This is a genomic window from Streptomyces sp. YIM 130001, from assembly GCF_003574445.1.
Classification (GTDB): Bacteria; Actinomycetota; Actinomycetes; order Streptomycetales; family Streptomycetaceae; genus Streptomyces.
This window is the reverse complement of record NZ_KZ984556.1, coordinates 161950-182123: the sequence shown is the minus strand read 5'-3', so window position 1 is coordinate 182123 and position 20174 is coordinate 161950. Positions and strand designations below refer to the sequence as shown.

The 20174-nt window shown below is 69.4% G+C and carries 18 protein-coding genes; 8 read left to right on the top strand and 10 right to left on the bottom strand.

Going from position 1 to position 20174, the window contains the following annotated elements; genetic code table 11:
- Positions 1-51: 51 nt before the first annotated feature.
- Complete coding sequence (locus DSC45_RS18045) at positions 52-957, bottom strand: LysR family transcriptional regulator (RefSeq protein WP_119292160.1); 906 nt, start codon at positions 955-957, stop codon at positions 52-54.
- Between the two features lie 70 nt (positions 958-1027).
- Here DSC45_RS18045 and DSC45_RS18040 point away from each other — a divergent pair, with 70 nt between their 5' ends.
- The 3 genes from DSC45_RS18040 (at position 1028) to DSC45_RS18030 (ending at position 3914) form a co-directional block, all read left to right on the top strand.
- A complete protein-coding gene (locus DSC45_RS18040; protein ID WP_119292157.1) occupies positions 1028-1624 on the top strand; it encodes a short chain dehydrogenase in 597 nt (198 codons plus the stop codon).
- A 131-nt stretch (positions 1625-1755) separates the two neighbouring features.
- Complete coding sequence (locus DSC45_RS18035) at positions 1756-2094, top strand: DUF3817 domain-containing protein (RefSeq protein ID WP_119292155.1); 339 nt, start codon at positions 1756-1758, stop codon at positions 2092-2094.
- Between the two features lie 119 nt (positions 2095-2213).
- Entirely contained in the window at positions 2214-3914 is a 1701-nt protein-coding gene (locus DSC45_RS18030; protein ID WP_119292153.1) for a coenzyme B12-dependent isobutyryl-CoA mutase large subunit, read from the top strand.
- A gap of 58 nt (positions 3915-3972) precedes the next feature.
- On the opposite strand, the gene DSC45_RS18025 is transcribed toward DSC45_RS18030, so the two are convergent.
- The gene (locus tag DSC45_RS18025; RefSeq protein WP_119292350.1) at positions 3973-4614 is read right to left on the bottom strand and encodes a TetR/AcrR family transcriptional regulator; all 642 of its coding nucleotides are present in this window, start codon (positions 4612-4614) and stop codon (positions 3973-3975) included.
- A 427-nt stretch (positions 4615-5041) separates the two neighbouring features.
- On the opposite strand from DSC45_RS18025, the gene DSC45_RS18020 reads away from it, so the two are divergent.
- The 4 genes from DSC45_RS18020 to DSC45_RS18005 all read left to right on the top strand — a co-directional run bounded on the left by DSC45_RS18020 (position 5042) and on the right by DSC45_RS18005 (position 9325).
- Positions 5042-6016, top strand: coding sequence for a tetratricopeptide repeat protein (locus tag DSC45_RS18020; RefSeq protein WP_119292151.1), 975 nt, complete (start codon positions 5042-5044; stop codon positions 6014-6016).
- 673 nt (positions 6017-6689) lie between these two features.
- Positions 6690-7316, top strand: a complete 627-nt coding sequence (locus tag DSC45_RS18015; RefSeq protein ID WP_119292149.1) for a DUF6230 family protein — start codon at positions 6690-6692, stop codon at positions 7314-7316.
- A 133-nt stretch (positions 7317-7449) separates the two neighbouring features.
- Positions 7450-7965, top strand: coding sequence for a DUF6114 domain-containing protein (locus DSC45_RS18010; RefSeq protein WP_119292147.1), 516 nt, complete (start codon positions 7450-7452; stop codon positions 7963-7965).
- On the top strand, positions 7955-9325 hold the full coding sequence (locus DSC45_RS18005) for a midas domain-containing protein (RefSeq protein ID WP_119292146.1): 1371 nt from the start codon (positions 7955-7957) through the stop codon (positions 9323-9325). Before DSC45_RS18010 ends, DSC45_RS18005 begins: the two co-directional genes overlap by 11 nt.
- 119 nt (positions 9326-9444) lie before the next feature.
- On the opposite strand, the gene pyk is transcribed toward DSC45_RS18005, so the two are convergent.
- The 3 genes from pyk to pta form a co-directional block, all read right to left on the bottom strand.
- The gene (gene pyk, locus DSC45_RS18000) at positions 9445-10875 is read right to left on the bottom strand and encodes a pyruvate kinase (RefSeq protein ID WP_119292144.1); all 1431 of its coding nucleotides are present in this window, start codon (positions 10873-10875) and stop codon (positions 9445-9447) included.
- An 89-nt stretch (positions 10876-10964) separates the two neighbouring features.
- Positions 10965-12179 carry an acetate kinase gene (locus tag DSC45_RS17995; RefSeq protein WP_119292142.1) on the bottom strand — a complete coding sequence of 405 codons (1215 nt, stop codon included), beginning with the start codon at positions 12177-12179 and terminating at the stop codon, positions 10965-10967.
- A gap of 67 nt (positions 12180-12246) precedes the next feature.
- Positions 12247-14325 carry a phosphate acetyltransferase gene (gene pta / locus DSC45_RS17990; RefSeq protein WP_119292141.1) on the bottom strand — a complete coding sequence of 693 codons (2079 nt, stop codon included), beginning with the start codon at positions 14323-14325 and terminating at the stop codon, positions 12247-12249.
- A gap of 275 nt (positions 14326-14600) precedes the next feature.
- Between pta and DSC45_RS17985 the strand changes: the two genes are divergently transcribed.
- On the top strand, positions 14601-15626 hold the full coding sequence (locus tag DSC45_RS17985) for an ATP-dependent 6-phosphofructokinase (protein ID WP_119292139.1): 1026 nt from the start codon (positions 14601-14603) through the stop codon (positions 15624-15626).
- Between the two features lie 38 nt (positions 15627-15664).
- Here the strand turns inward: DSC45_RS17985 and DSC45_RS17980 are convergent, their stop codons facing one another.
- The 5 genes from DSC45_RS17980 to DSC45_RS17960 all read right to left on the bottom strand — a co-directional run bounded on the left by DSC45_RS17980 (position 15665) and on the right by DSC45_RS17960 (position 20008).
- Positions 15665-16360, bottom strand: a complete 696-nt coding sequence (locus DSC45_RS17980; RefSeq protein ID WP_119292137.1) for a helix-turn-helix domain-containing protein — start codon at positions 16358-16360, stop codon at positions 15665-15667.
- Between the two features lie 119 nt (positions 16361-16479).
- Positions 16480-17307 carry a carbohydrate ABC transporter permease gene (locus tag DSC45_RS17975; RefSeq protein ID WP_240434702.1) on the bottom strand — a complete coding sequence of 276 codons (828 nt, stop codon included), beginning with the start codon at positions 17305-17307 and terminating at the stop codon, positions 16480-16482.
- Positions 17308-17311: 4 nt separating this feature from the next.
- Positions 17312-18127, bottom strand: coding sequence for a carbohydrate ABC transporter permease (locus DSC45_RS17970; RefSeq protein ID WP_240434716.1), 816 nt, complete (start codon positions 18125-18127; stop codon positions 17312-17314).
- Positions 18128-18225: 98 nt separating this feature from the next.
- Positions 18226-19581, bottom strand: coding sequence for an ABC transporter substrate-binding protein (locus tag DSC45_RS17965; RefSeq protein ID WP_119292131.1), 1356 nt, complete (start codon positions 19579-19581; stop codon positions 18226-18228).
- 181 nt (positions 19582-19762) lie between these two features.
- The gene (locus DSC45_RS17960; RefSeq protein ID WP_119292130.1) at positions 19763-20008 is read right to left on the bottom strand and encodes a hypothetical protein; all 246 of its coding nucleotides are present in this window, start codon (positions 20006-20008) and stop codon (positions 19763-19765) included.
- Positions 20009-20174 lie beyond the last annotated feature (166 nt).

The window sequence follows — 20174 nt, the reverse complement described above, 5'->3', positions numbered from 1 at the left end:
CCGTCCCCGTGACCAAGCCCGACGACCGTCGGCCGTCGACAACGCTCGCGATCAATACACCTGGGGCTCGTCGTCGCTCCGCTGGTGAAGGCGGTGAAGGGGACCCGCGGCGCTCGTCATGTGCTGCAAGTGGGCCAGGAACGCGGCCGTCGCCGGATGCGTCGGCGTGCGCGGCCGGACGAAGTCGACCGTGACGGGCGGGACGCCGGAGAGCGGGAGGTACCGGACGCCGGGGTGCGGGTGGCTGTGCTCGGTGGCCTCGGCGGTGACACCGACGGCCTCGCCGGTGGCGATGACCGTGAGCCATTCGTCGACGTTGGCCACTTCGAACGCGGACGGCCGCTGCCCCGCCGGCCACAGGCCTGCCGTCGTCGCGGCGGTGGCGCAGAGCACCACCTCCCGGTCCGCCAGGTCGGCCAGCCGCACGGAAGGCTTACGCGCCAGCGGATCTTCCTCCGACACGGCGGCCAGCCGCCGCTCCCGGTACAGCGTCCGTACCTCGAGGCCCCCGCCCGAGGACGGCGTCGTGCGCATGAGGGCCGCATCGGTCTCGCCCCTGCGCAGGGCCGCCTCCGGATCGTCGTCGCGGTGCACCCGCACCGGTGTGTCCGGGTGTTCGTCCCGCCACGCGCGCAGCAGCGGCACCGTACGGTCCCCGAGCGCCGCCCAGGCGAAGCCGATACGCAGCGGACGCGCCCCGGCCGCGGCCTCCGTCAGCGCGTCCTCGGTCTGACGCAGGATCGCGTGCGCCCGCTCATGAAGCCGTCGCCCCACCTCGGTGAGCGCCAGGCTGCGCGTGGTGCGGTCCACGAGCCGGACGCCGACCCGGGTCTCGAGCTGCTCCAGGGTCCGGGAGAGTGCCGGCTGGGTGATGTGGAGCGCCGCCGCGGCGCCGGTGATCGTGCCGTCGTCGCCGATCGCGGCCAGGGCCCGCAGGTGCCGCAGTTCCACATTCATAACCTCCGAGCATAAGTCCACCCCAGGAGGCATTTCCCTCCGGTCGTGCGCCGGTCATAGCGTCACGGCCATGAACATTCTCCTCATCGGGGCCACCGGCACGCTCGGCACCGCGCTCCACAAGACCCTGACCGGCCGCGGCCACGACGTGCTCACCGTGGGCCGCCGCGGCGGCGATCTGCGGTACGACATCAGCGATCCGGCGCAGGTCACCGAGATGTACGACCGGGCGGGGCGGTTGGACGCGGTCGTCAGCGCCGCCGGTGACGTGCCCTACAAGCCCGTCACCGAGATGGCGCCCGCCGACTACCTGGCCGCGTTCCACGGCAAGGTGTCGAGCCAGATCGACGTGGTGCGGCAGGGAGTCGTCCGCATCGCGGAGCGCGGCTCCTTCACCCTGATCACCGGGGTGCTGTCCCGCGAGCCGATCCTCACCGGCAGCGCCGCCTCGATGGCCAACGGTGCACTGGAGTCGTTCGTGCGGGCCGCCGCCATCGAGATCTCCCCGCAGCGCGTCAACGCGGTCAGCCCCACGGTCTTCACCGAGAGCCTGGGCGACTACGGCGCCTTCTTCCCCGGCATGGCGCCGGTCGACCTCGCCGACGTCGCCCAGGCCTACGTCCGGTCCGTGGAGGGCGCCCAGACCGGCCAGGTGTACGCCCCCTGACAGCGATGCGTCGGCTCGGGGCGTCCTCGCCGGGGGAGGTGCGAGGCACGTCCGAGGCGTGCCGGCGGCACGCGGGCCGGCTCCGCGACCCGGCGGAAGATCGCCCGATCCGCCCGGTTACGCTCGACCGCATGAAGAAAAGCGTGCTGACCCGCTACCGCGTGATGGCCTACGTGACCGGTGTCGTGCTGGTCCTGCTCACCCTCGGCATGATCGCCAAGTACCTCCTGGACATGGACGGTGCGGCCGACTTCACCCGGGTCGTCAGCATCGCGCACGGCTGGCTGTACGTCGTGTACCTCGTCTTCGCCTTCGACCTCGGCTCCAAGGCCAGGTGGCCGGTCGCCCGTCAGCTGTGGGTGCTGATCGCCGGCACGATTCCGACCGCCGCCTTCTTCGTCGAGCGCAAGGTCTCGCGCGAGCTGGAGCCGCTGGTCGCCGACACTTCCACGGCGCCGGCGAAGGCCTAGCGACCGGCCCCGCCGCCCGTCCGGGCGCGGGGCTCCCGCACCCGCCTCCGGGCTCCCGCGGACAACCCGTCGCCGTCTGCCATCGACATTTACTAGGACGTCCAAGTAAATTCGAAGGTATGGACGCTCACGCCATCGAAGAAGGCCGCCGCCGCTGGCAGGACCGGTTCGACGCCGCACGCAAGCGCGACGCCGACTTCTCCACGCTCTCCGGCGATCCCGTCGAGCCGGTCTACGGGCCGCGGGAAGGGGACAGCTACGAGGGCTTCGAGCGGATCGGCTGGCCCGGCGAGTACCCGTTCACCCGGGGTCTGCACCCGACCGGCTACCGCGGACGCACCTGGACGATCCGCCAGTTCGCCGGCTTCGGCAACGCCGAGCAGACGAACGAGCGCTACCGCACCATCCTGGCGAACGGCGGCGGCGGGCTCTCCGTCGCCTTCGACATGCCGACCCTGATGGGACGCGACTCGGACGACCCGCGTTCGCTCGGCGAGGTCGGCCACTGCGGTGTCGCCATCGACTCGGCGGCCGACATGGAGGTCCTGTTCAAGGACATCCCGCTGGCCGACGTCACCACCTCCATGACGATCTCCGGCCCCGCCGTGCCGGTCTTCTGCATGTACCTGGTCGCCGCCGAGCGGCAGGGCGTCGACCCCGGCGTGCTCAACGGCACGCTGCAGACCGACATCTTCAAGGAGTACATCGCGCAGAAGGAGTGGCTCTTCGGGCCCGAGCCCCATCTCCGCCTGATCGGCGACCTGATGGAGTACTGCGCGCGGGACATCCCGGCGTACAAGCCCCTCTCGGTCTCCGGGTACCACATCCGCGAGGCCGGCTCGACGGCCGCGCAGGAGCTGGCGTACACCCTCGCGGACGGCTTCGGGTACGTGGAGCTGGGACTGTCCCGCGGGCTCGACGTCGACGTCTTCGCACCGGGCCTGAGCTTCTTCTTCGACGCGCATCTGGACTTCTTCGAGGAGATCGCCAAGTTCCGTGCCGCGCGCCGCATCTGGGCGCGCTGGCTGCGGGACGTCTACGGCGCGAAGACGGACAAGGCGCAGTGGCTGCGCTTCCACACCCAGACGGCCGGTGTCTCGCTGACCGCCCAGCAGCCGTACAACAACGTCGTACGGACCGCCGTGGAGGCCCTGGCCGCAGTGCTCGGCGGCACCAACTCGCTGCACACCAACGCCCTGGACGAGACCCTCGCCCTGCCCAGCGAGCAGGCCGCGGAGATCGCACTGCGCACCCAGCAGGTCCTGATGGAGGAGACCGGGGTCGCCAACGTGGCCGACCCGCTGGGCGGTTCCTGGTTCATCGAGCAGCTCACCGACCGTATCGAGGCGGACGCGGAGAACATCTTCGAGCAGATCAGGGAGCGCGGTCAGCGAGCCAGGCCGGACGGCAAGCACCCCATCGGACCGATCACCTCGGGCATCCTGCGCGGGATCGAGGACGGCTGGTTCACCGGCGAGATCGCCGAGGCGGCCTTCCAGTACCAGCAGGCCCTGGAGAAGGGCGACAAGCGGGTCGTGGGGGTCAATGTGCACCACGGCTCGGTCACCGGGGACCTGGAGATCCTGCGGGTCAGCCACGAGGTCGAGCGAGACCAGGTGCGAGCGCTCGGCGACCGCAAGGCCGGTCGCGACGACGCACGCGTCAGGTCCTGCCTCCAGGCGATGCTGGCCGCCGCCCGCGACGGCGCGAACATGATCGGCCCGATGCTGGACGCGGTCCGCGCCGAGGCCACGCTCGGCGAGATCTGCGACGTACTGCGCGACGAGTGGGGCGTGTACACGGAGCCCGCCGGCTTCTGAGGTACGGCGACGGTCCGCGGGGTCCGGGGCGAGTGCCTCGGGCCCCGTTCCCGTGCTCTCAACCCGCGGTGGCCCCAGGGCCGTTGACGTTCCCCAGGCCGCCGAGCAGCAGCAGGGTGAAGCTGCGCGACCACTCCTTGTCGACCGGCTCCGCGCTCACCAGGGAGCGGTGCACGACCGCGCCCGCCACCACGTCGAAGATGAGGTCCGCGGTACGCGCGGCGGTGGACGCGTCGTCCTCCACGGGGAGTTCGCCGCGGTCCTGGGCGCGCTGCCTGCCGAGCAGCACGAGGTGCTTCTGGCGGTCGACGATGGAGTGCCTGATCCGGGCCCTGAGCGCCGCGTCGCGGGTGGACTCGGCGACCACGGCCATCAGTGCCGTACGGGTCTCCGGGCGGTCGAGCAGCTCCGCGAACTGCCGTACCACGCCCTCGACATCGGCCGCGAGGCTGCCGCGGTCGGTGAGTTCGAGCTCGTCGAAGAGGACGGCGACGGCGTCCACGACGAGCTCGCTCTTGTTGCCCCAGCGCCGGTAGAGGGTCGTCTTGGCGACGCCCGCGCGCAGGGCGACGTCGCTCATCGTCAGCTTCGACCAGCCGAGGTCGACGAGCGCGGTCCGGGTCGCCTCCAGGATCGCGGCATCGGCCTCGGCGCTCCGGGGGCGTCCCGTCCGCCCGGAGCGCGGAGTTGTGCGGCACATGCGGGTGACCATACCGGCCAGTAAGTACGTTCGCCCGCCGGTGAATCCGTGAGCCAGATCACCGGGGAACCGTGTGCGGCCGAGGCGCTCGGGATATACGCTACGAGGCGTAGCGAAAGATTGCCGGGAGGCTGAGGCCTGCTCGGTGAGCGACAACCACAGGCGCGGGGTGGGGACTCCGTGCCGACCTCCGGTGCGGGATGGGGATCCCGCAGCGGTCACCGGGTCCTCCTCGGGACCATACGGCCTGCTTCCGCCCGGAACCAGGGTGTCTGCACGGCCATCCGGCCACGACCTGTCCGTACGCCTCGCAATCCGGCGGGGGGCTGCGGACGGGCCGCGGTCGGCGGAGCGCCGGGAGCGCCCGAGTCCGGACCGGTTTCCGGGTGCTTTTCACAGTCACGCGTGGAAGGGGGAGGATGTACTCATGCAGCCACGGAACATGTCCATGAGCGGAGTCGTCGACCTCGGCGCGGTGAAGGCGGCCCAGGAGGCCAAGACGAAGGCGGAGCAGACGCGCGCCGACAACGCACGGCGGGGCGGCGGCGGTGCCGTGTCGCCCGCGAGCCTGGTGATCGATGTCGACGAGGCCGGCTTCGAGAACGACGTACTGCAGCGTTCCACCGAGGTGCCCGTCGTCATCGACTTCTGGGCCGAGTGGTGCGAACCCTGCAAGCAGCTCAGCCCCCTGCTGGAGCGCCTCGCCGTCGAGTACAACGGCCGGTTCGTCCTGGCCAAGATCGATGTCGACGCCAACCAGATGCTGATGCAGCAGTTCGGTGTCCAGGGGATCCCCGCGGTCTTCGCGGTGGTCGCCGGTCAGGCGCTGCCGCTCTTCCAGGGAGCCTCGCCCGAGGCGGAGATCCGGCAGGTGCTCGACCAGCTGATCCAGGTCGGCGAGCAGCGCTTCGGCCTCACCGGTCTGACGGTGGACGCCGAGGCCGAGACCCCGGGGGAGGCCGAAGAGGCGGAGGAGCCCGCGGGCCCCTACGACGCGCTTCTCGAGGCGGCGGTCCAGGCCCTCGACGCCGGTGACCTCGGCGGCGCGGTCCAGGCGTACCGCAAGGTCCTCACCGACGACCCCGGCAACACCGAGGCCACCCTGGGTCTCGCACAGGCCGAACTCCTGCAGCGCGTGCAGGGTCTTGACCCGCAGCAGGTGCGAACCGACGCCGCCGAGAAGCCGGCCGACGTGGCCGCGCAGATCGCCGCCGCCGACCTGGATCTGGTCGGCGGCCATGTCGAGGACGCTTTCGGGCGCCTCGTGGAGACGGTGAAGCGGACCGCGGGCGAGGACAGGAACGCGGCGCGGGTGCGCCTTCTGGAACTGTTCGAGGTCGTGGGCGCCGACGACCCGCGGGTCTCCGCGGCACGGTCGGCGCTGGCACGGGCTCTGTTCTGACCGTCCGGTATCCGGCTCCCGGCGGGAACCGGAATCGGCCCCGACGGGTCGGATGCTGACCAGTCGTTAAACCAGTGGTTCTCCTGGGACCTGTGAAAATTTGGCGACGACGACGAGCGGCGGCCGTGCTTTACCAAAACTTGGTAATCGCGGCCGCTGTTACTTGGAGTAAGCCAGCGGCGTGATTCTGTCCGGTTCCGCTCCGGATTTCAACGATTCGTGACCACCCTTCGGCGCACTCTGTGTTGCTGTTCGATGTCATGTGGTCGTGTCGTGGTTATGCAGCCGTTACCAGCGAGTAACGAACCCCCTTGTGCGGGGCCCGCGAATGGACCACGATCGGCCACGCTCGGTCCATTGCAGTACTCCGGCATCCAGTCCGGGGTGGGCACACGTGGGTCCCCACCGAGTGGGCTCGAGGCGTCAGTCGAGGGTCCTTGGACAGGGGGGTCTCTGCCGTCGGCAGGGCCTGTCCGCAGGTTGTGCGTGATCAATCAGGCGCGACCAGTGGTTGTCGCTCGGGGGTGATCGCCGGCGAACCGGACGCATCCGCGCCCGGGGAGCATCGAGGCGCTCTCCTTCCCGAGGACGTAGCACTTCTCCCATCCCTGCCCTGCTGAGCCGCCGAGGAGCAGCCGCGGCCGGAGATGTACGTCCGAGAAGGAGGAAAGTCATGGAGTCCGTGGCTCGTGGCGGAACCCGTTGGAAGCGGTTCGCCGTGGTCATGGTGCCGAGCGTCGCGGCGACTGCCGCGATAGGCGTCGCTCTCTCGCAGGGTGCGCTCGCGGCATCGTTCAGTGTGTCCGGTCAGTCGTTCAAGGTGACGACCGACAAGCTCGTGGGTAACGGGTTCGTCCAGTACGGCGGAGTCGACGTCGGTGTCGACTCGAAGGGGAAGAAGGCGGCCCACCCGGTCGCCATCTCCGGCTTCAAGAACGCCACCATCACCAACATGTGCCAGTCCGTCGTCACGCCGGACGTGCCGTTGGTGGGCACCATCACCCTCCAGCTGAACGCTGGTGGCGGTGATACGCCGGTCAAGGCCGACAACCTGGTGCTCGACGTCGCTCAGCTCGAGACCGACGCCGAGTTCAAGAACATCAACATCGGTGTGGCAGCCGGGTCGCAGAGCAAGGGTCCGCAGGACCTGAAGCCGCAGGACCCGTCCGCGTTCGCGCAGGAGGCCGACCAGGCGATCCTGAAGGACGTCAAGCAGACCGCTTGGGCGACCACCGCCGGCACCTTCAAGCTGAGCGGTCTCAGCATGAAGCTGCACAAGGGCAAGAAGGAGTGCTTCTAAGCACTCCGCCCGGCGGGCGGGGAACACCGACGCACCGCACGCTCCCGCGGGTTCACCTCCGCGGGAGCACCCTTCCCCGTCCGCCGATCCCCACCATCTCCAACGCATTGCCGGTTCCAGGGAGCTGTTTTTCATGAGCGCCGAGTCCCCAGGGCTGAGCCAACGATTCCGACGTGGTCGGCTGCGCTTCAAGGTCTGGCGGGGTGCCCGCCCGTTCTGGGCAGGTCTGCTGACGATGCTGGGTGGCGTACCGATCGCCTGGCTGCCTTACGCCAACCTCAAGCTCGGCAATCTGACCCTGGCCATGGCCACCACGGCGGGTGCGGGTTCGCTGATCATAGGTGTCCTGCTGATCACTCTTGGCCTGACCATGTGGTTCCACCACCTGGTGCGGGTCTTCGCCGGTGTCGCGGCGATCCTGCTCGCCCTGATCTCGATCCCCGTGTCCAACCTGGGCGGGTTCCTGATCGGTTTCCTGCTCTCCATGACCGGTGGCGCGCTGTCCATCTCCTGGGTGCCGGCGAAGGGCGATCCCGCTCCCGCCGCCGCCGAGCAGCCCGGCAAGGGCGCGGAGCCTGCGGGTGACGACACCGCCGTGCAGGACGACACGACACTCGAAACGAACGGCGGGAGGCACCGTGCGGGGTGACGAGGCACAACTGGCCGCCACGGCCGGGGGTGACGACTCGCTCGGCAGCAACGGACCGCGCCACGCGGCCCCGAGAAAGTCGCTGCTGACCAAGCTTCAGATACCCACGAGCAAGGCGCTCGCCCTCGCCGCGATGCCCACCGCGGTGTTCGTCGGGATGGGCCTGACGCCCAAGCTCGCGATAGCCGACGACAACGACGCTCCGCGCGCCGCCAAGCCGTGCTTGACGCGTGAGGACGAGGAGCCGAAGGACGAGAAGGACGCTGCCGGCGACAAGGACGCGGCGGAGTCGGACAAGACCGAGGACGAGCCCTCGCCCTCGGCGTCGGAGACCGAGAAGCCGTCGGCGGGCGACAAGGACGAGGCGACGCCCGAGCCGGACGCGACCGGTGACGCGGGCGACAAGGAGTCCGAGCCGGCCGCGGGCGACGAGAAGCCCGCCGAGCCCGAGGCGACCCCGTCGCCGTCCAAGTCGAAGAACCCGCTCGACCCGCTGGGCGTCGGCGACGCCATCAAGGACTTCTTCACGCCGGGCGACAAGAAGACCGAGGAGCCGGCGCCCGAGGAGTCCACCGCCGAGGACGAGACGGCCGGCGAGAAGCCCTCCGGCGACAAGGCGGCCGGCGACGAGACGGCCGGTGACGACGCGACGGCGGACGACGACACGGCCGGTGGCAAGCTCGCCGAGGGCACCGCCGAGGCGAAGGCCAAGGCGAAGAAGGCCGCCGAGAAGCTGGCGAAGGAGAAGGCGGCGAAGGAGAAGGCCGCCGCCGAGAAGAAGGCGAAGGACGCCGAGGACGACGAACTCTCGGCCGAGGACAAGCTCAAGGCCAAGATCGAGGAAGCCGCCGCAGGGGCGGGCACCAAGGTCGAGGAGCTGGACGGCGAGACCGCCGACGGCGCGGACTGCATCAAGCCCGGCGACCTCGAGCAGGGCATCCCGCTGCTGCCGGACAAGCCGTTCATCATGGAGACCGACAAGCTCACGCTGCGCGGTCTCGACTACCACGGTCCGGTCGACGTCCAGACGCAGAGCGGCAAGGTCAAGCAGGTCCTGAAGTTCACCGCCAACGAGATCGACATCAAGTCGATGCACCAGAAGACGGTCGGCCCGAACGGTAAGACGGGCAACGTCAAGGCGGCCGAGGGCAGCACCACGACCTTCCGCAACGGCGAAGTCACCATGTACACCGAGGAGTTGAAGGGCAACCTGTTCGGTCTGATCCCGGTGACCTTCACTCCCGAGACCCCTCCGCCGCTCAACGTGCCGTTCGCCTTCTTCACCGATGCCACGGTGACGCAGGCCGGCCAGTTCGGCGGGACGATCACGGTGCCGGGTCTGCAGAACTACTTCGACTGATCGCCGCCTCCGGCCGTTCGCACGGCCGCCGGCACGCACACAGCACGCACAAGGGGCGCCCTCGTCGAGAGGGCGCCCCTTGTGCGTGGCTGGACTCCGGCCGCGTACGGCCGCAGGTGTCAGTCGCGTTCGCCGCCGCCCAGGTGGTGCACCCGGACCATGTTGGTGCTGCCGGGAACGCCGGGGGGCGAGCCGGCGGTGATGATCATCGTGTCGCCGTTCGAGAACCGCTGGAGCTTGAGCAGCTCCGCGTCCACCAGCTCGACCATCGCGTCCGTGTTGTCCGCGTGCGGCACCAGACGGGACTCCACGCCCCAGCTCAGCGAGAGCTGGTTGCGGGTCGCCTCGTCGGTGGTGAAGGCGAGGATCGGCTGGGCCGCGCGGTAGCGGGACAGCCGGCGCGCGGTGTCACCGGACTTGGTGAAGGCGACCAGGGACTTGGCGTCCAGGAAGTCCGCGATCTCGCAGGCCGCCCTGGCCACCGAACCACCCTGCGTACGGGGCTTCTTGCCCGGCACCAGCGGCTGCAGGCCCTTGGAGAGCAGCTCCTCCTCGGCGGCCCGGACGATCTTCGACATGGTCTTGACCGTCTCGATCGGGTACGCGCCGACGCTGGACTCGGCGGACAGCATCACCGCGTCCGCACCGTCCAGGATGGCGTTCGCGACGTCGGAGGCCTCGGCGCGGGTGGGCCGGGAGTTGGTGATCATCGACTCCATCATCTGTGTCGCGACGATCACCGGCTTGGCGTTCCGCCGGCACATCTCCACCAGGCGCTTCTGCACCATCGGGACCTTCTCGAGCGGGTACTCGACGGCCAGGTCACCGCGGGCGACCATCACGGCGTCGAAGGCGGCGACGACGCTCTCCATGTTCGCGACGGCCTGCGGCTTCTCGACCTTCGCGATGACGGGGACCCGGCGGCCCTCCTCGTCCATGATCTTGTGGACGTCGTTCACGTCGTCGGCATTGCGGACGAAGGACAGGGCGACCATGTCGCAGCCCATGCGGAGCGCGAAGCGGAGGTCCTCGACGTCCTTCTCGGACAGGGCCGGGACGTTCACCGCGGCGCCGGGCAGGTTGATGCCCTTGTGGTCCGAGATGACACCGCCCTCGATGACGACCGTGCGGACCTCGGAGCCCGACACCTCGGTGACCTTGAGCTCGACGTTGCCGTCGTTGATCAGGACCTGGTCGCCCTTGGAGACGTCGCCGGGCAGACCCTTGTAGGTCGTGCCGCAGATCGACTTGTCGCCGGCCACGTCCTCGGTGGTGATGGTGAACTCGTCACCGCGCACCAGCTCGACGGGGCCCTCGGCGAAGGTCTCCAGGCGGATCTTGGGGCCCTGCAGGTCGGCCAGCACGCCGACGGCCTGGCCGGTGTCCTCGGCGGCCCGTCGGACGCGGTCGTACCGCTCCCGGTGCTCGTCGTGGGATCCGTGGCTCATGTTGAAGCGGGCCACGTTCATACCGGCCTCGATGAGCGCTTTCAGCTGCTCGTACGAGTCGACGGCGGGGCCAAGGGTGCAGACGATTTTGGAACGGCGCATGAGGCTGATCCTATCGGTTTGTTTCGTAGCGGAATATTCCGTCTGGTGGAAGGTCCAAATGTGCGAACCGCCGCTCAGGTGTGGCCCGTTCAGGCCGCAGTCACGAGGGCGTACGCCGACGTCGCGATCTCCAGTTCCTCATCGGTGGGCACCACCGCCACCGCGACACGCGCCGCGGGCGGGGAGATCAGCCGCGCGCCGTCCGCGCGGGCCTCGTTCAGGGCCGGGTCGACCGCGAGGCCGAAGCCCTCGAGCCCGGACACCGCGGCGTCGCGCACCGCCGTCGAGTTCTCGCCGACCCCCGCGGTGAATGTCAGGGCGTCCACGTGGCCGAGCACGGCCGAGTAGGCGCCGATGTACTTCTTCAGGCGGTGCACATAGATCTCGAAGGCGAGCCGGGCGCTGTCGTCGCCCTCGTACATCCGCCGGGTGATCTCCCGCATGTCGTTGTCGCCGCAGAGGCCGACCATGCCGCTGCGCTTGTTGAGCAGCTCGTCGATCGTGTCGATGTCCATGCCCGCGACCCGTGCGAGATGGAAGATCACGGCCGGATCGATGTCCCCGGAACGCGTACCCATCACCAGGCCCTCCAACGGCGTCAGGCCCATCGAGGTGTCCACGCAGCGCCCGCCGAGCACCGCGGAAGCCGATGCGCCGTTGCCCAGGTGCAGGACGATCACGTTGACCTCCTCGGGCGACTTGCCGAGGAGCTTCGCGGTCTCCCGCGACACGTACGCGTGCGAGGTGCCGTGGAAGCCGTAGCGGTGGATGCGGTGCTCGTCGGCGGTGCCCACGTCGATCGCGTAGCGCGAGGCCGACTCCGGCATCGTGGTGTGGAACGAGGTGTCGAAGACCGCGATCTGCGGCAGGTCGGGCCGCATCCGGGTGGCCACCTCGATGCCCGTGACGTTGGCCGGGTTGTGCAGCGGCGCCACCGGGATGAGCCGCTTGATCTCCTTGAGTACCGCGTCGTCGATGACGGTCGGCACGGTGAAGTACTTGCCGCCGTGCACCACCCGGTGCCCCACCGCGGCCAGTTCGGGGGAGTCGAGGCCGAGTCCGTCCTCGGCCAGCTCGCGCGCGACGGCGGCGAGCGCCTGCGCGTGATCGGCGATCGGGCCCTCGAACACCCTGGCCCCGGCGCCCTCACCGGTCAGCGGCGTGTGCTTGAGCCGGGAGGTCTCCTCGCCGATGCGCTCGACCAGGCCCACTGCGAGCCGCGAGGTGTCCCGCATGTCGAGCAGTTGGTACTTCACCGACGACGAGCCGGAGTTGAGAACGAGGACGCGGGTCGGGGTGGTCACGAGAGCGGTGCCTCCGGATCGGCGGTACAGGTTGTGCCCTGGCGGGGGAGTACGCGGGTGCGGCCGGTCATGCGCCCGGCCCCTGCGCCTGGATCGCGGTGATGGCCACGGTGTTCACGATGTCCTGCACGAGGGCGCCCCGCGACAGGTCGTTGACCGGCTTGTTGAGGCCCTGCAGAACCGGGCCGACGGCGATCGCGCCGGCCGAACGCTGCACCGCCTTGTAGGTGTTGTTGCCCGTGTTGAGGTCCGGGAAGATCAGGACGCTCGCCCGTCCCGCGACCTCGGAGTCCGGCAGCTTGGTCGCCGCCACCGACGGCTCGACGGCGGCGTCGTACTGGATCGGGCCCTCGATGAGCAGCTCCGCCTGCCGGGAGCGGACGAGCTCGGTGGCCTGGCGCACCTTGTCGACGTCCGCGCCCGCGCCCGATGTACCCGTCGAGTACGACAGCATCGCGATCCGCGGCTGCACCCCGAAGCGTTCCGCCGTCGCGGCCGACTGGACCGCGATGTCCGCGAGCTGTTCGGCGTCCGGGTCCGGATTGACCGCGCAGTCGCCGTAGACGAGCACCTTGTCGGCAAGGCACATGAAGAACACCGAGGAGACGATCTCCGCGTCCGGCCGGGTCTTGATGATCTCGAAGGCCGGCCGGATGGTGGCCGCGGTCGAGTGCACCGCACCGGAGACCATGCCGTCCGCGAGGCCCTCCTGCACCATCAGGGTGCCGAAGTAGTTCGCGTCGGCGACCACGTCGTGCGCCAGCTCCACCGTCACGCCCTTGTGAGCGCGCAGGCGGGCGTACTCCTCGGCGAACTTCTGCCGCATCTCGGAGGTGGCCGGGTCGACGATCTGCGCCCCCGACAGGTCGATGCCGAGGTCCGCGCCCTTCTTGCGGATCGTCTCCACCGGCCCGAGCAGGGTCAGTTCGCACACTCCGCGACGCAGCAGGACGTCCGCCGCGCGCAGCACTCGCTCCTCGGTGCCCTCCGGCAGGACGACCCGGCGCAGGTCGGCGCGGGCCCGCTCGATCAGCTTGTGCTCGAACATCATCGGCGTGACCCGCTCGCCGCGCGCCACCTCGATACGGGAGAGCAGCTCCTGGCCGTCCACGTACCGCTCGAAGAGGCCGAGTGCGGTCTCCGCCTTGCGGGGCGTCGCCGCGTTCAACTTCCCTTCCAGGGAAAAGAGTTCGGCCGCAGTCGGGAAGCTGTTCGCCGCCACCGAGATGACCGGGGTGCCGGGAGCGAGCCGGTTCGCGAGCCGCAGCACCTCCTCGCTCGGACGTTCGCCGAGCGTGAGCAGGACACCGGCGATCGGCGGGGTGCCGGCGCTGTGCGAGGCGAGTGCGCCGACCACCAGGTCGGAACGGTCGCCGGGCGCCACCACCAGACAGCCGGGGGTCAGCGCGGGCAGGAAGTTCGGCAGCATCGCGCCGCCGAACACGAAGTCCACCGCGTCGCGCGCGAGACCCGCGTCGTCACCGAGCAGCACCGTGCCGCCCAGCGTCTGGGTCACCTGGGCCACCGTCGGTGCGGCGAGCGCCGGGTCGTCGGGCAGGACGTAGCACGGGACGTTGAGGAAGGCGGCCAGGCGTTCCTGGATCTCCTCGCGGTCGGTACGGGCCACCCGGTTGACCACCAGGGCCAGGATGTCGCAGCCGAAACTCTCGTACGCCCGGTGGGCGTTGCGGGCCTCGGCGCGCACCGATTCGGCGCTCTGGTCACGGCCGCCGACGACGGGCAGCACATGGGCGCCGAACTCGTTCGCCAGGCGGGCGTTGAGGGAGAGTTCGTCGGGGAGCTGGGTGCCGGCGTAGTCCGTGCCGAGGACCAGGACCACCTCGTAGTCCTGGGCCACCTCGTGGAAGCGGCCCACGATGCGTGAGACCAGCTCGTCGGTGCCCTGCTCGGCCTGCAGCGTCGCGGCCTGCTCGTACGCCATGCCGTAGGCCGACGTGGCGTCCTGGCCGAGCCGGTAGCGGGCCCGCAGCAGCTCGAACAGGCGGTCGGGGCCGTCGTCGTGCACAAGGGGGCGGAAGACGCCCACCCGGTCGACCTGGCGGGTCAGGAGCTCCATGACTCCCAGCTCGACGACCTGGCGGCCGTCGCCACGGTCGATCCCGGTCACGTACACGCTGCGCGTCACGCGTGCTCTCCGATCCTTCGCTCACTCGTATCCGGTCACCCGCCACGTTCGAGACGGGAGCGGACAAAAGTACCCGTTATGGTGGTCACGCCCCCTTGACAATACCCTCGGGCCTGGCTAGAACGCCCGCCGGACAAGGCCTCCGGAGGACCCCGGCCCGTCGGCGGGCGAGGGCTCGCGCCCGGCGGAGCAGGTGGACGCGGCAGCCCCCGCGAGCCCGTGAAACAATCGGACGCGGTCCACGCGTCACTCCACCGAGCAGGAGACACAGCACGATGCGCATCGGCATTCTCACCGCAGGCGGCGACTGCCCCGGCCTGAACGCAGTGATCCGGTCCATCGTGCATCGCGCGGTCGCAGGCCACGGGGACCAGGTCATCGGCTTCGAGGACGGCTACAAGGGACTGCTCGACGGTCACTACCGGCCGCTCGACCTCACCACCGTCAGCGGCATCCTCGCCCGCGGCGGCACCATCCTCGGCTCCGCCCGCCTGGAGCGCGGCCGCCTCCAGGAAGCCGTACGAGACGTACCGCAGCTGACCCAGCGCCTCGGCATCGACGCCCTCATCCCGATCGGCGGCGAGGGCACCCTGACCGCCGCCCGGATGCTCTCCGAGGCGGGCATGCCCGTCGTCGGAGTCCCGAAGACCATCGACAACGACATCTCCGCAACCGACCGCACCTTCGGCTTCGACACCGCCGTCGGCGTCGCCACCGAGGCGATGGACCGGCTCAAGACCACCGCCGAATCGCACCAGCGCGTCATGGTCGTCGAGGTGATGGGGCGTCACGCCGGCTGGATCGCCCTGGAGTCCGGGATGGCGGGCGGCGCCCACGGAATCTGCCTCCCCGAGCGCGCCTTCGACCCGGCCGACCTGGTGAAGATGGTCGAGGAACGCTTCGCGCGCGGCAAGAAGTTCGCGGTCATCGCCGTCGCCGAGGGCGCGCACCCGGCCGACGGCAGCATGGACTACGGCAAGGGCGACGTCGACCAGTACGGCCACGAGCGCTTCCTCGGTATCGGCACCGCACTCGCCATCGAGCTGGAGCACCGGCTCGGCAAGGAGGCCAAGCCGGTCATCCTCGGCCATGTGCAGCGCGGCGGCACTCCGACCGCGTACGACCGGGTGCTCGCCACCCGCTTCGGCTGGCACGCCGTCGAGGCCGCGCACCGGGGCGAGTTCGGACACATGACCGCACTGCACGGCACCGACATCGATATGGTGCCGCTCGCCGAGGCCGTCACCGAACTGAAGCGGGTGCCCGAGGCGCGGATGGCCGAGGCGGAGTCGGTCTTCTAGTTCCTGCCCGGGCCGGGGGCTCAAGGCGACGTCGCAGGTCAGCCCCCGCCCGCCCGGTCCCAGAAGTGGTCCAGGATCCCGTCCAGGAAGTCCCGCCCCGCGGCGCCCCGGTCCTCGTCACCGCCGCCCCAGCTCAGGGTCGCCACCATCGAGGCCTGGTACTCGCCGTGCAACTCCCCGAGCACGTCCGCGATCCGGTCCCGCTCGAGCGGCAGCAGCTTCGCCAACGGGCGTACGTAGGACTGCCAGCGTTCGGCCACCGCGCCCCGCAGCAGCTCCGTGAGCCGCTCGTCCAGGCCGGTGGCCGTCGCGAACTCCCGTACGCCGAGATCGAGTACGCGCGCCAGGGCCGCGGACTGGCGCTCCGTGCCGCGCCAGTTCCCCGACGCCTCGGCCTGCAGATACTCCGCGTGCTCCACGCCGGCCTCGCGCGCCACGTCCTCGGTGGCCAGACCGCGGGCCAGCCGGTGCTCGCGCAACGTGACCGGCGCGCCGAGGAGTTCGGACGGGGCGCACCACAACGCCCCTGCCAGCGCGGTGAGTTCGACCGGCGAGGGAGCGGCGAGGCCGCGCTCCCAGGCGGTGACCGTGTCGGGCGTGACGTGGTGCAGGCCGTACCCCGCCTGTACGCCGTAGGCGACATGGCCCGGCGCCATGCCGAGCGCCTGGCGCAGACGGCGGGCGGCCGCCGCGTCGAACGGCGGGCCGGTCTCGGTGGCTGGGGTCTCGGACACGGGCACACGCTAGGTGCGCCCGGGGCGCCGGACCACGGTGTATTCGCCCAGGATTCCCGGTTGTGGCAAGGTCCTACGCCGGGTGCCCGCGCGAGCCGTAGGACCCTTCAAACGACCGCTCAGCCCTTGATGGCCCCGCCCAGTGCGAAGCCACCGCCGAGCCGGCGCGAGATCAGTACGTACAGCAGGATCACCGGCGTCGAGTAGATCATCGAGAACGCGGCCAGCTGCCCGTACACCACCGTGCCCCGGTTGCCGAAGAAGTCGTTGATGCTGACCGAGGCGGGCATCTGGTCGGGCGAGATGAGCAGCATGAAGGGCACGAAGAAGTTGCCCCACATCATCACGAACGAGAACACCGTCACCACCGCGACCCCCGGCCCCATCAGCGGCAGCACGATCCGCAGCAGCGACTGGAACGCGGACGCGCCGTCCGTCCACGCGGCCTCCTCCAGCGACTTCGGCACCCCGTCCATGAAGTTCTTCATCAGCCAGATGGCGAAAGGGAGTTGGGAGGCGGCGAAGAAGTAGATCGTGCCGTACATCGTGTCGATGAGCTCGACCTGGACGAAGAGCGCGTACACCGGCACCATGATCGCCGTGATCGGCAGGCTGGTCGCGAACAGGATCGTCAGCAGGAACGGCCGGTTGAACCGTGACCTGAACCGGGACAGCGGGTACGCGGCGAGCGCCGCGCACACCACCGTCAGCAGGGTCGCCCCACCGCACAGGATCAGGCTGTTCAGCATCGGTGTGAACGTGATCTCAGGTTCGAGGACCGCGTCGTAGTTGCCGAACGTGAACTGGTCCGGGATCTTCACCTGGAGGTCGGCCTGCGCGTCGAGCGACGACAGGACCACCCACGCGAGCGGCAGGACGAAGGCGGCGGCCACCACGAGCAGCCCCGCGTCCGCCGCGAGCTTGCGCAGGCCACGCCGTGAGAACACCACGTCAGACCTCCGAGCGCAGCAGGCGCATGTAGACGAGCGAGAAGAGCGAGCCCACGAGGAGGAGCAGCAGTGCCACCGCGGTGCCGTATCCGATCGCGTGCTTCTGGAACGCCTGCTCGTACATGAACAGGGGCAGGGTCTGGCTGCGGTTGCCGGGACCGCCTCTGGTCATCACCCAGATCAGGCCGAACACCGAGAGCGTCTGCAGGGTGTTGAGCATCAGATTGGTGCCGATGGAGCGGCGGATCATCGGCAGCGTGATGTGCCACATGCGCCGCCATCCGCCGGCGCCGTCCACCTCGGCGGACTCGGTGATCTCCTTGGGGATCTCGTTGAGCGCGGCCGAGTAGACGAGCATCGAGAAGGCCGTGCCGCGCCACATGTTCGCGAACGACACCGCCAGGATCGGCAGGGTGAACAGCCAGTTCTGGCCCGGGAGATGGAGCCAGTCGAGGATCGCGTTGAGGGTGCCCTCCTTGCGGAAGAAGGCGTAGAGCAGGAAGCCCGCCACCACCTCGGGCAGCACCCAGGCGGTGACCACGATCCCGCCGGTGACGGTGCGCACCGGCTTGGACGCCCGCCGCATCAGGGAGGCGAGGGCGAAGCCCAGGGTGTTCTGGCCGATGATGGAGGACAGCACGGTGAACACCAGGGTCAGCCATACGGCGTTGCGGAAGTCCTCGTCCCCGAACGCCTTGCGGAAGTTCTCCAGGCCGACGAAGCTCGACGAGGCCTGGCCGGTCAACTGCAGGTCGGTGAAGGCGATATAGGCGCAGTAGCCGATCGGCCCCGCCAGGAAGAGCACCAGCAGGATCATCGCGGGCGACAGCGGCAGGATGCGTATGAGCCGGTGCCCCCGGCCGGGCCCGGTGGTGCGCGGTGGCGCATCGGCCGGGCCCTTGGTGACCTGCGCGGTCACTTCTTGACCACTTCGCCCTCCGTGACGGATTCCAGTTCCTCGTCGTAGGCCTTGGCGGCCTCGTCGACCGAACTGTCACCCGTCGTCACCGACTCCATCGCCTCCTGGATGGCCGTGGAGACCTTCGGATACGCGGGATACGCCGGCCGGTAGTGGGTGGACTCCACGAGGTCCGTGAAGAACTTGATGCCGGGCTGCGCCTTCACGTACTCCGGGTCCTCGGCGACGTCCTTGCGGACCGCGATGCCGGAGTTCGCGATGTACCACTTCTGCGCGTTCTCCTTCGTCTGCATCGTCTCGATGAAGTCGAAGGCGAGGTCCGGGTTGGCCGACTTCTCCGGGATGGCCCAGGTCCAGCCGCCGGACATGCTGACCTTGCCCGGGGCGTCGCCGGTCTGGGTGGGCATCGCGGCCAGACCCAGCTCCTTCGACCACTCGGGCCACTCGTGGCCGCTGCCCTTCAGCCAGTCCTGCGGCAGCCAGGAGCCGTCCAGGTTGATCGCCAGCTTGCCCTTCGGCAGGAGCGAACCACGCACGGTGGTACCGATGTTGGGGTCGAGGGCGTCGGAGACCTCGGGGCCGAGCTTCTCCTTGTAGACGGTCTCCACGAACTTCAGGGAGTCCTTGAAGCCCTTGCCGCCGGCGACCCACTTCTTCTGCTTCGGGTCGTAGAGCGGGTCCGCGCCGGTGCCGTACAGGAGCATCTCGAAGCCCTGCATCGCGGACTGTTCACCGCCGGGCTTGCCCGTGTAGACGTTCAGCGGGATGGTGCCCGGCACCTTCTTCTTGACCGTGCGGGCCGCGTCCAGGACGTCGTCCCAGGTCTTCGGCTGCCAGTCGGCGGGCAGGCCGGCCTTCTTGAAGATGTCCTTGCTGAACCAGAGGCCGCGGGTGTCGGTGCCGTCCGGTACGCCGTAGGTCTTGCCGTCCTCGGCCTTGGCCGCGTCCCTCGCGGTGTCGATGAACTGCGGCCAGTCCTTCCACTTCTCCAGATACGGGTCGAGCGGCTTCAAGTACCCGCTGGTGATATCGGAGTTGATGAGGAAGGTGTCCTCGTAGACGAGGTCCGGGGCGGTCTTCGGGGAGCGCAGCATCTGCTGCAGCTTCGTGTAGTACTCGGCGTCCGGGGCCTTGATCGGCACCAGCTCGACCTTCTTGCCCGGGTGGTCCTTCTCGAACTGCTTCTTCATGTCGGCCAGGTAGTTGTCCATCACCCGGACCGAATTGTCCGTGGACTGCTTGTACGAGACCTTGACCGTGTCAGCATCGCTTCCGGAGCCCCCGCCACAGGCGGTGAGAGCGGAGGCGGCCAGCAGGCCGGCGAGGATCAGTGGGACGGTGGGGCGACGCACGACACGACCTCCTACGAGCCACCATTGGCTGCCCGGTGAACGTAAGGCGGCGGGTGTGCCAGGTCAATGGGTGTGCAGGGGCGGGACGTCGGACCGTGACAACGTTGTTAGCCCGCGGCTGGTGTCCCGGCCGCGGGCTGACGTCTGAACTACTTCTGGATCACGTGCGACTGACGGTGGATCAGTCGTCCGTGAGCGCCTTGTTGCCGACGTTGATCTCGGTGTCGCCGTTCAGCATCGGGCCGAACACGATCGAGCGGCTGATGTCCAGGCTCTTGTCGGTCCAGTCGATGACCCAGCTGGTCTCGGTCGTGGTGGTGGTGGACTTCGACGGGCCGTGACCGCCGGCCTGAGCGGTGCTGGCACCGGCTGCCGCGAGACCGAGCACGGCGAGGCCGATGACGAGGGGACGAAGCGCAGCGCGCATGTGAACGAACCTCCATGAAGGGGATGGAACCCGATGATTGTGCGTCCATAACGTGGAGAATGTGTGAAGGACGCGCTCTGTCCGTGATGTGAAGCATGAGAAGTAGCCCAATGGCCGTCATCGCACGCCGGTGACCTGCGGGTTCCATGAGCAGTCCAGGCGCGCT

Coding starts and splice junctions, on each gene's coding strand:
- DSC45_RS18045 (WP_119292160.1), bottom strand. CDS start 957: ATGAATGTGGAACTGCGGCACCTGCGGGCCCTGGCCGCGATCGGCGAC.
- DSC45_RS18010 (WP_119292147.1), top strand. CDS start 7,450: ATGAGCGCCGAGTCCCCAGGGCTGAGCCAACGATTCCGACGTGGTCGG.
- DSC45_RS17960 (WP_119292130.1), bottom strand. CDS start 20,008: ATGCGCGCTGCGCTTCGTCCCCTCGTCATCGGCCTCGCCGTGCTCGGT.
- DSC45_RS18025 (WP_119292350.1), bottom strand. CDS start 4,614: ATGTGCCGCACAACTCCGCGCTCCGGGCGGACGGGACGCCCCCGGAGC.
- DSC45_RS18030 (WP_119292153.1), top strand. CDS start 2,214: ATGGACGCTCACGCCATCGAAGAAGGCCGCCGCCGCTGGCAGGACCGG.
- DSC45_RS18015 (WP_119292149.1), top strand. CDS start 6,690: ATGGAGTCCGTGGCTCGTGGCGGAACCCGTTGGAAGCGGTTCGCCGTG.
- DSC45_RS18020 (WP_119292151.1), top strand. CDS start 5,042: ATGCAGCCACGGAACATGTCCATGAGCGGAGTCGTCGACCTCGGCGCG.
- DSC45_RS17985 (WP_119292139.1), top strand. CDS start 14,601: ATGCGCATCGGCATTCTCACCGCAGGCGGCGACTGCCCCGGCCTGAAC.
- pyk (WP_119292144.1), bottom strand. CDS start 10,875: ATGCGCCGTTCCAAAATCGTCTGCACCCTTGGCCCCGCCGTCGACTCG.
- DSC45_RS18035 (WP_119292155.1), top strand. CDS start 1,756: ATGAAGAAAAGCGTGCTGACCCGCTACCGCGTGATGGCCTACGTGACC.
- DSC45_RS18040 (WP_119292157.1), top strand. CDS start 1,028: ATGAACATTCTCCTCATCGGGGCCACCGGCACGCTCGGCACCGCGCTC.
- DSC45_RS17970 (WP_240434716.1), bottom strand. CDS start 18,127: ATGATCCTGCTGGTGCTCTTCCTGGCGGGGCCGATCGGCTACTGCGCC.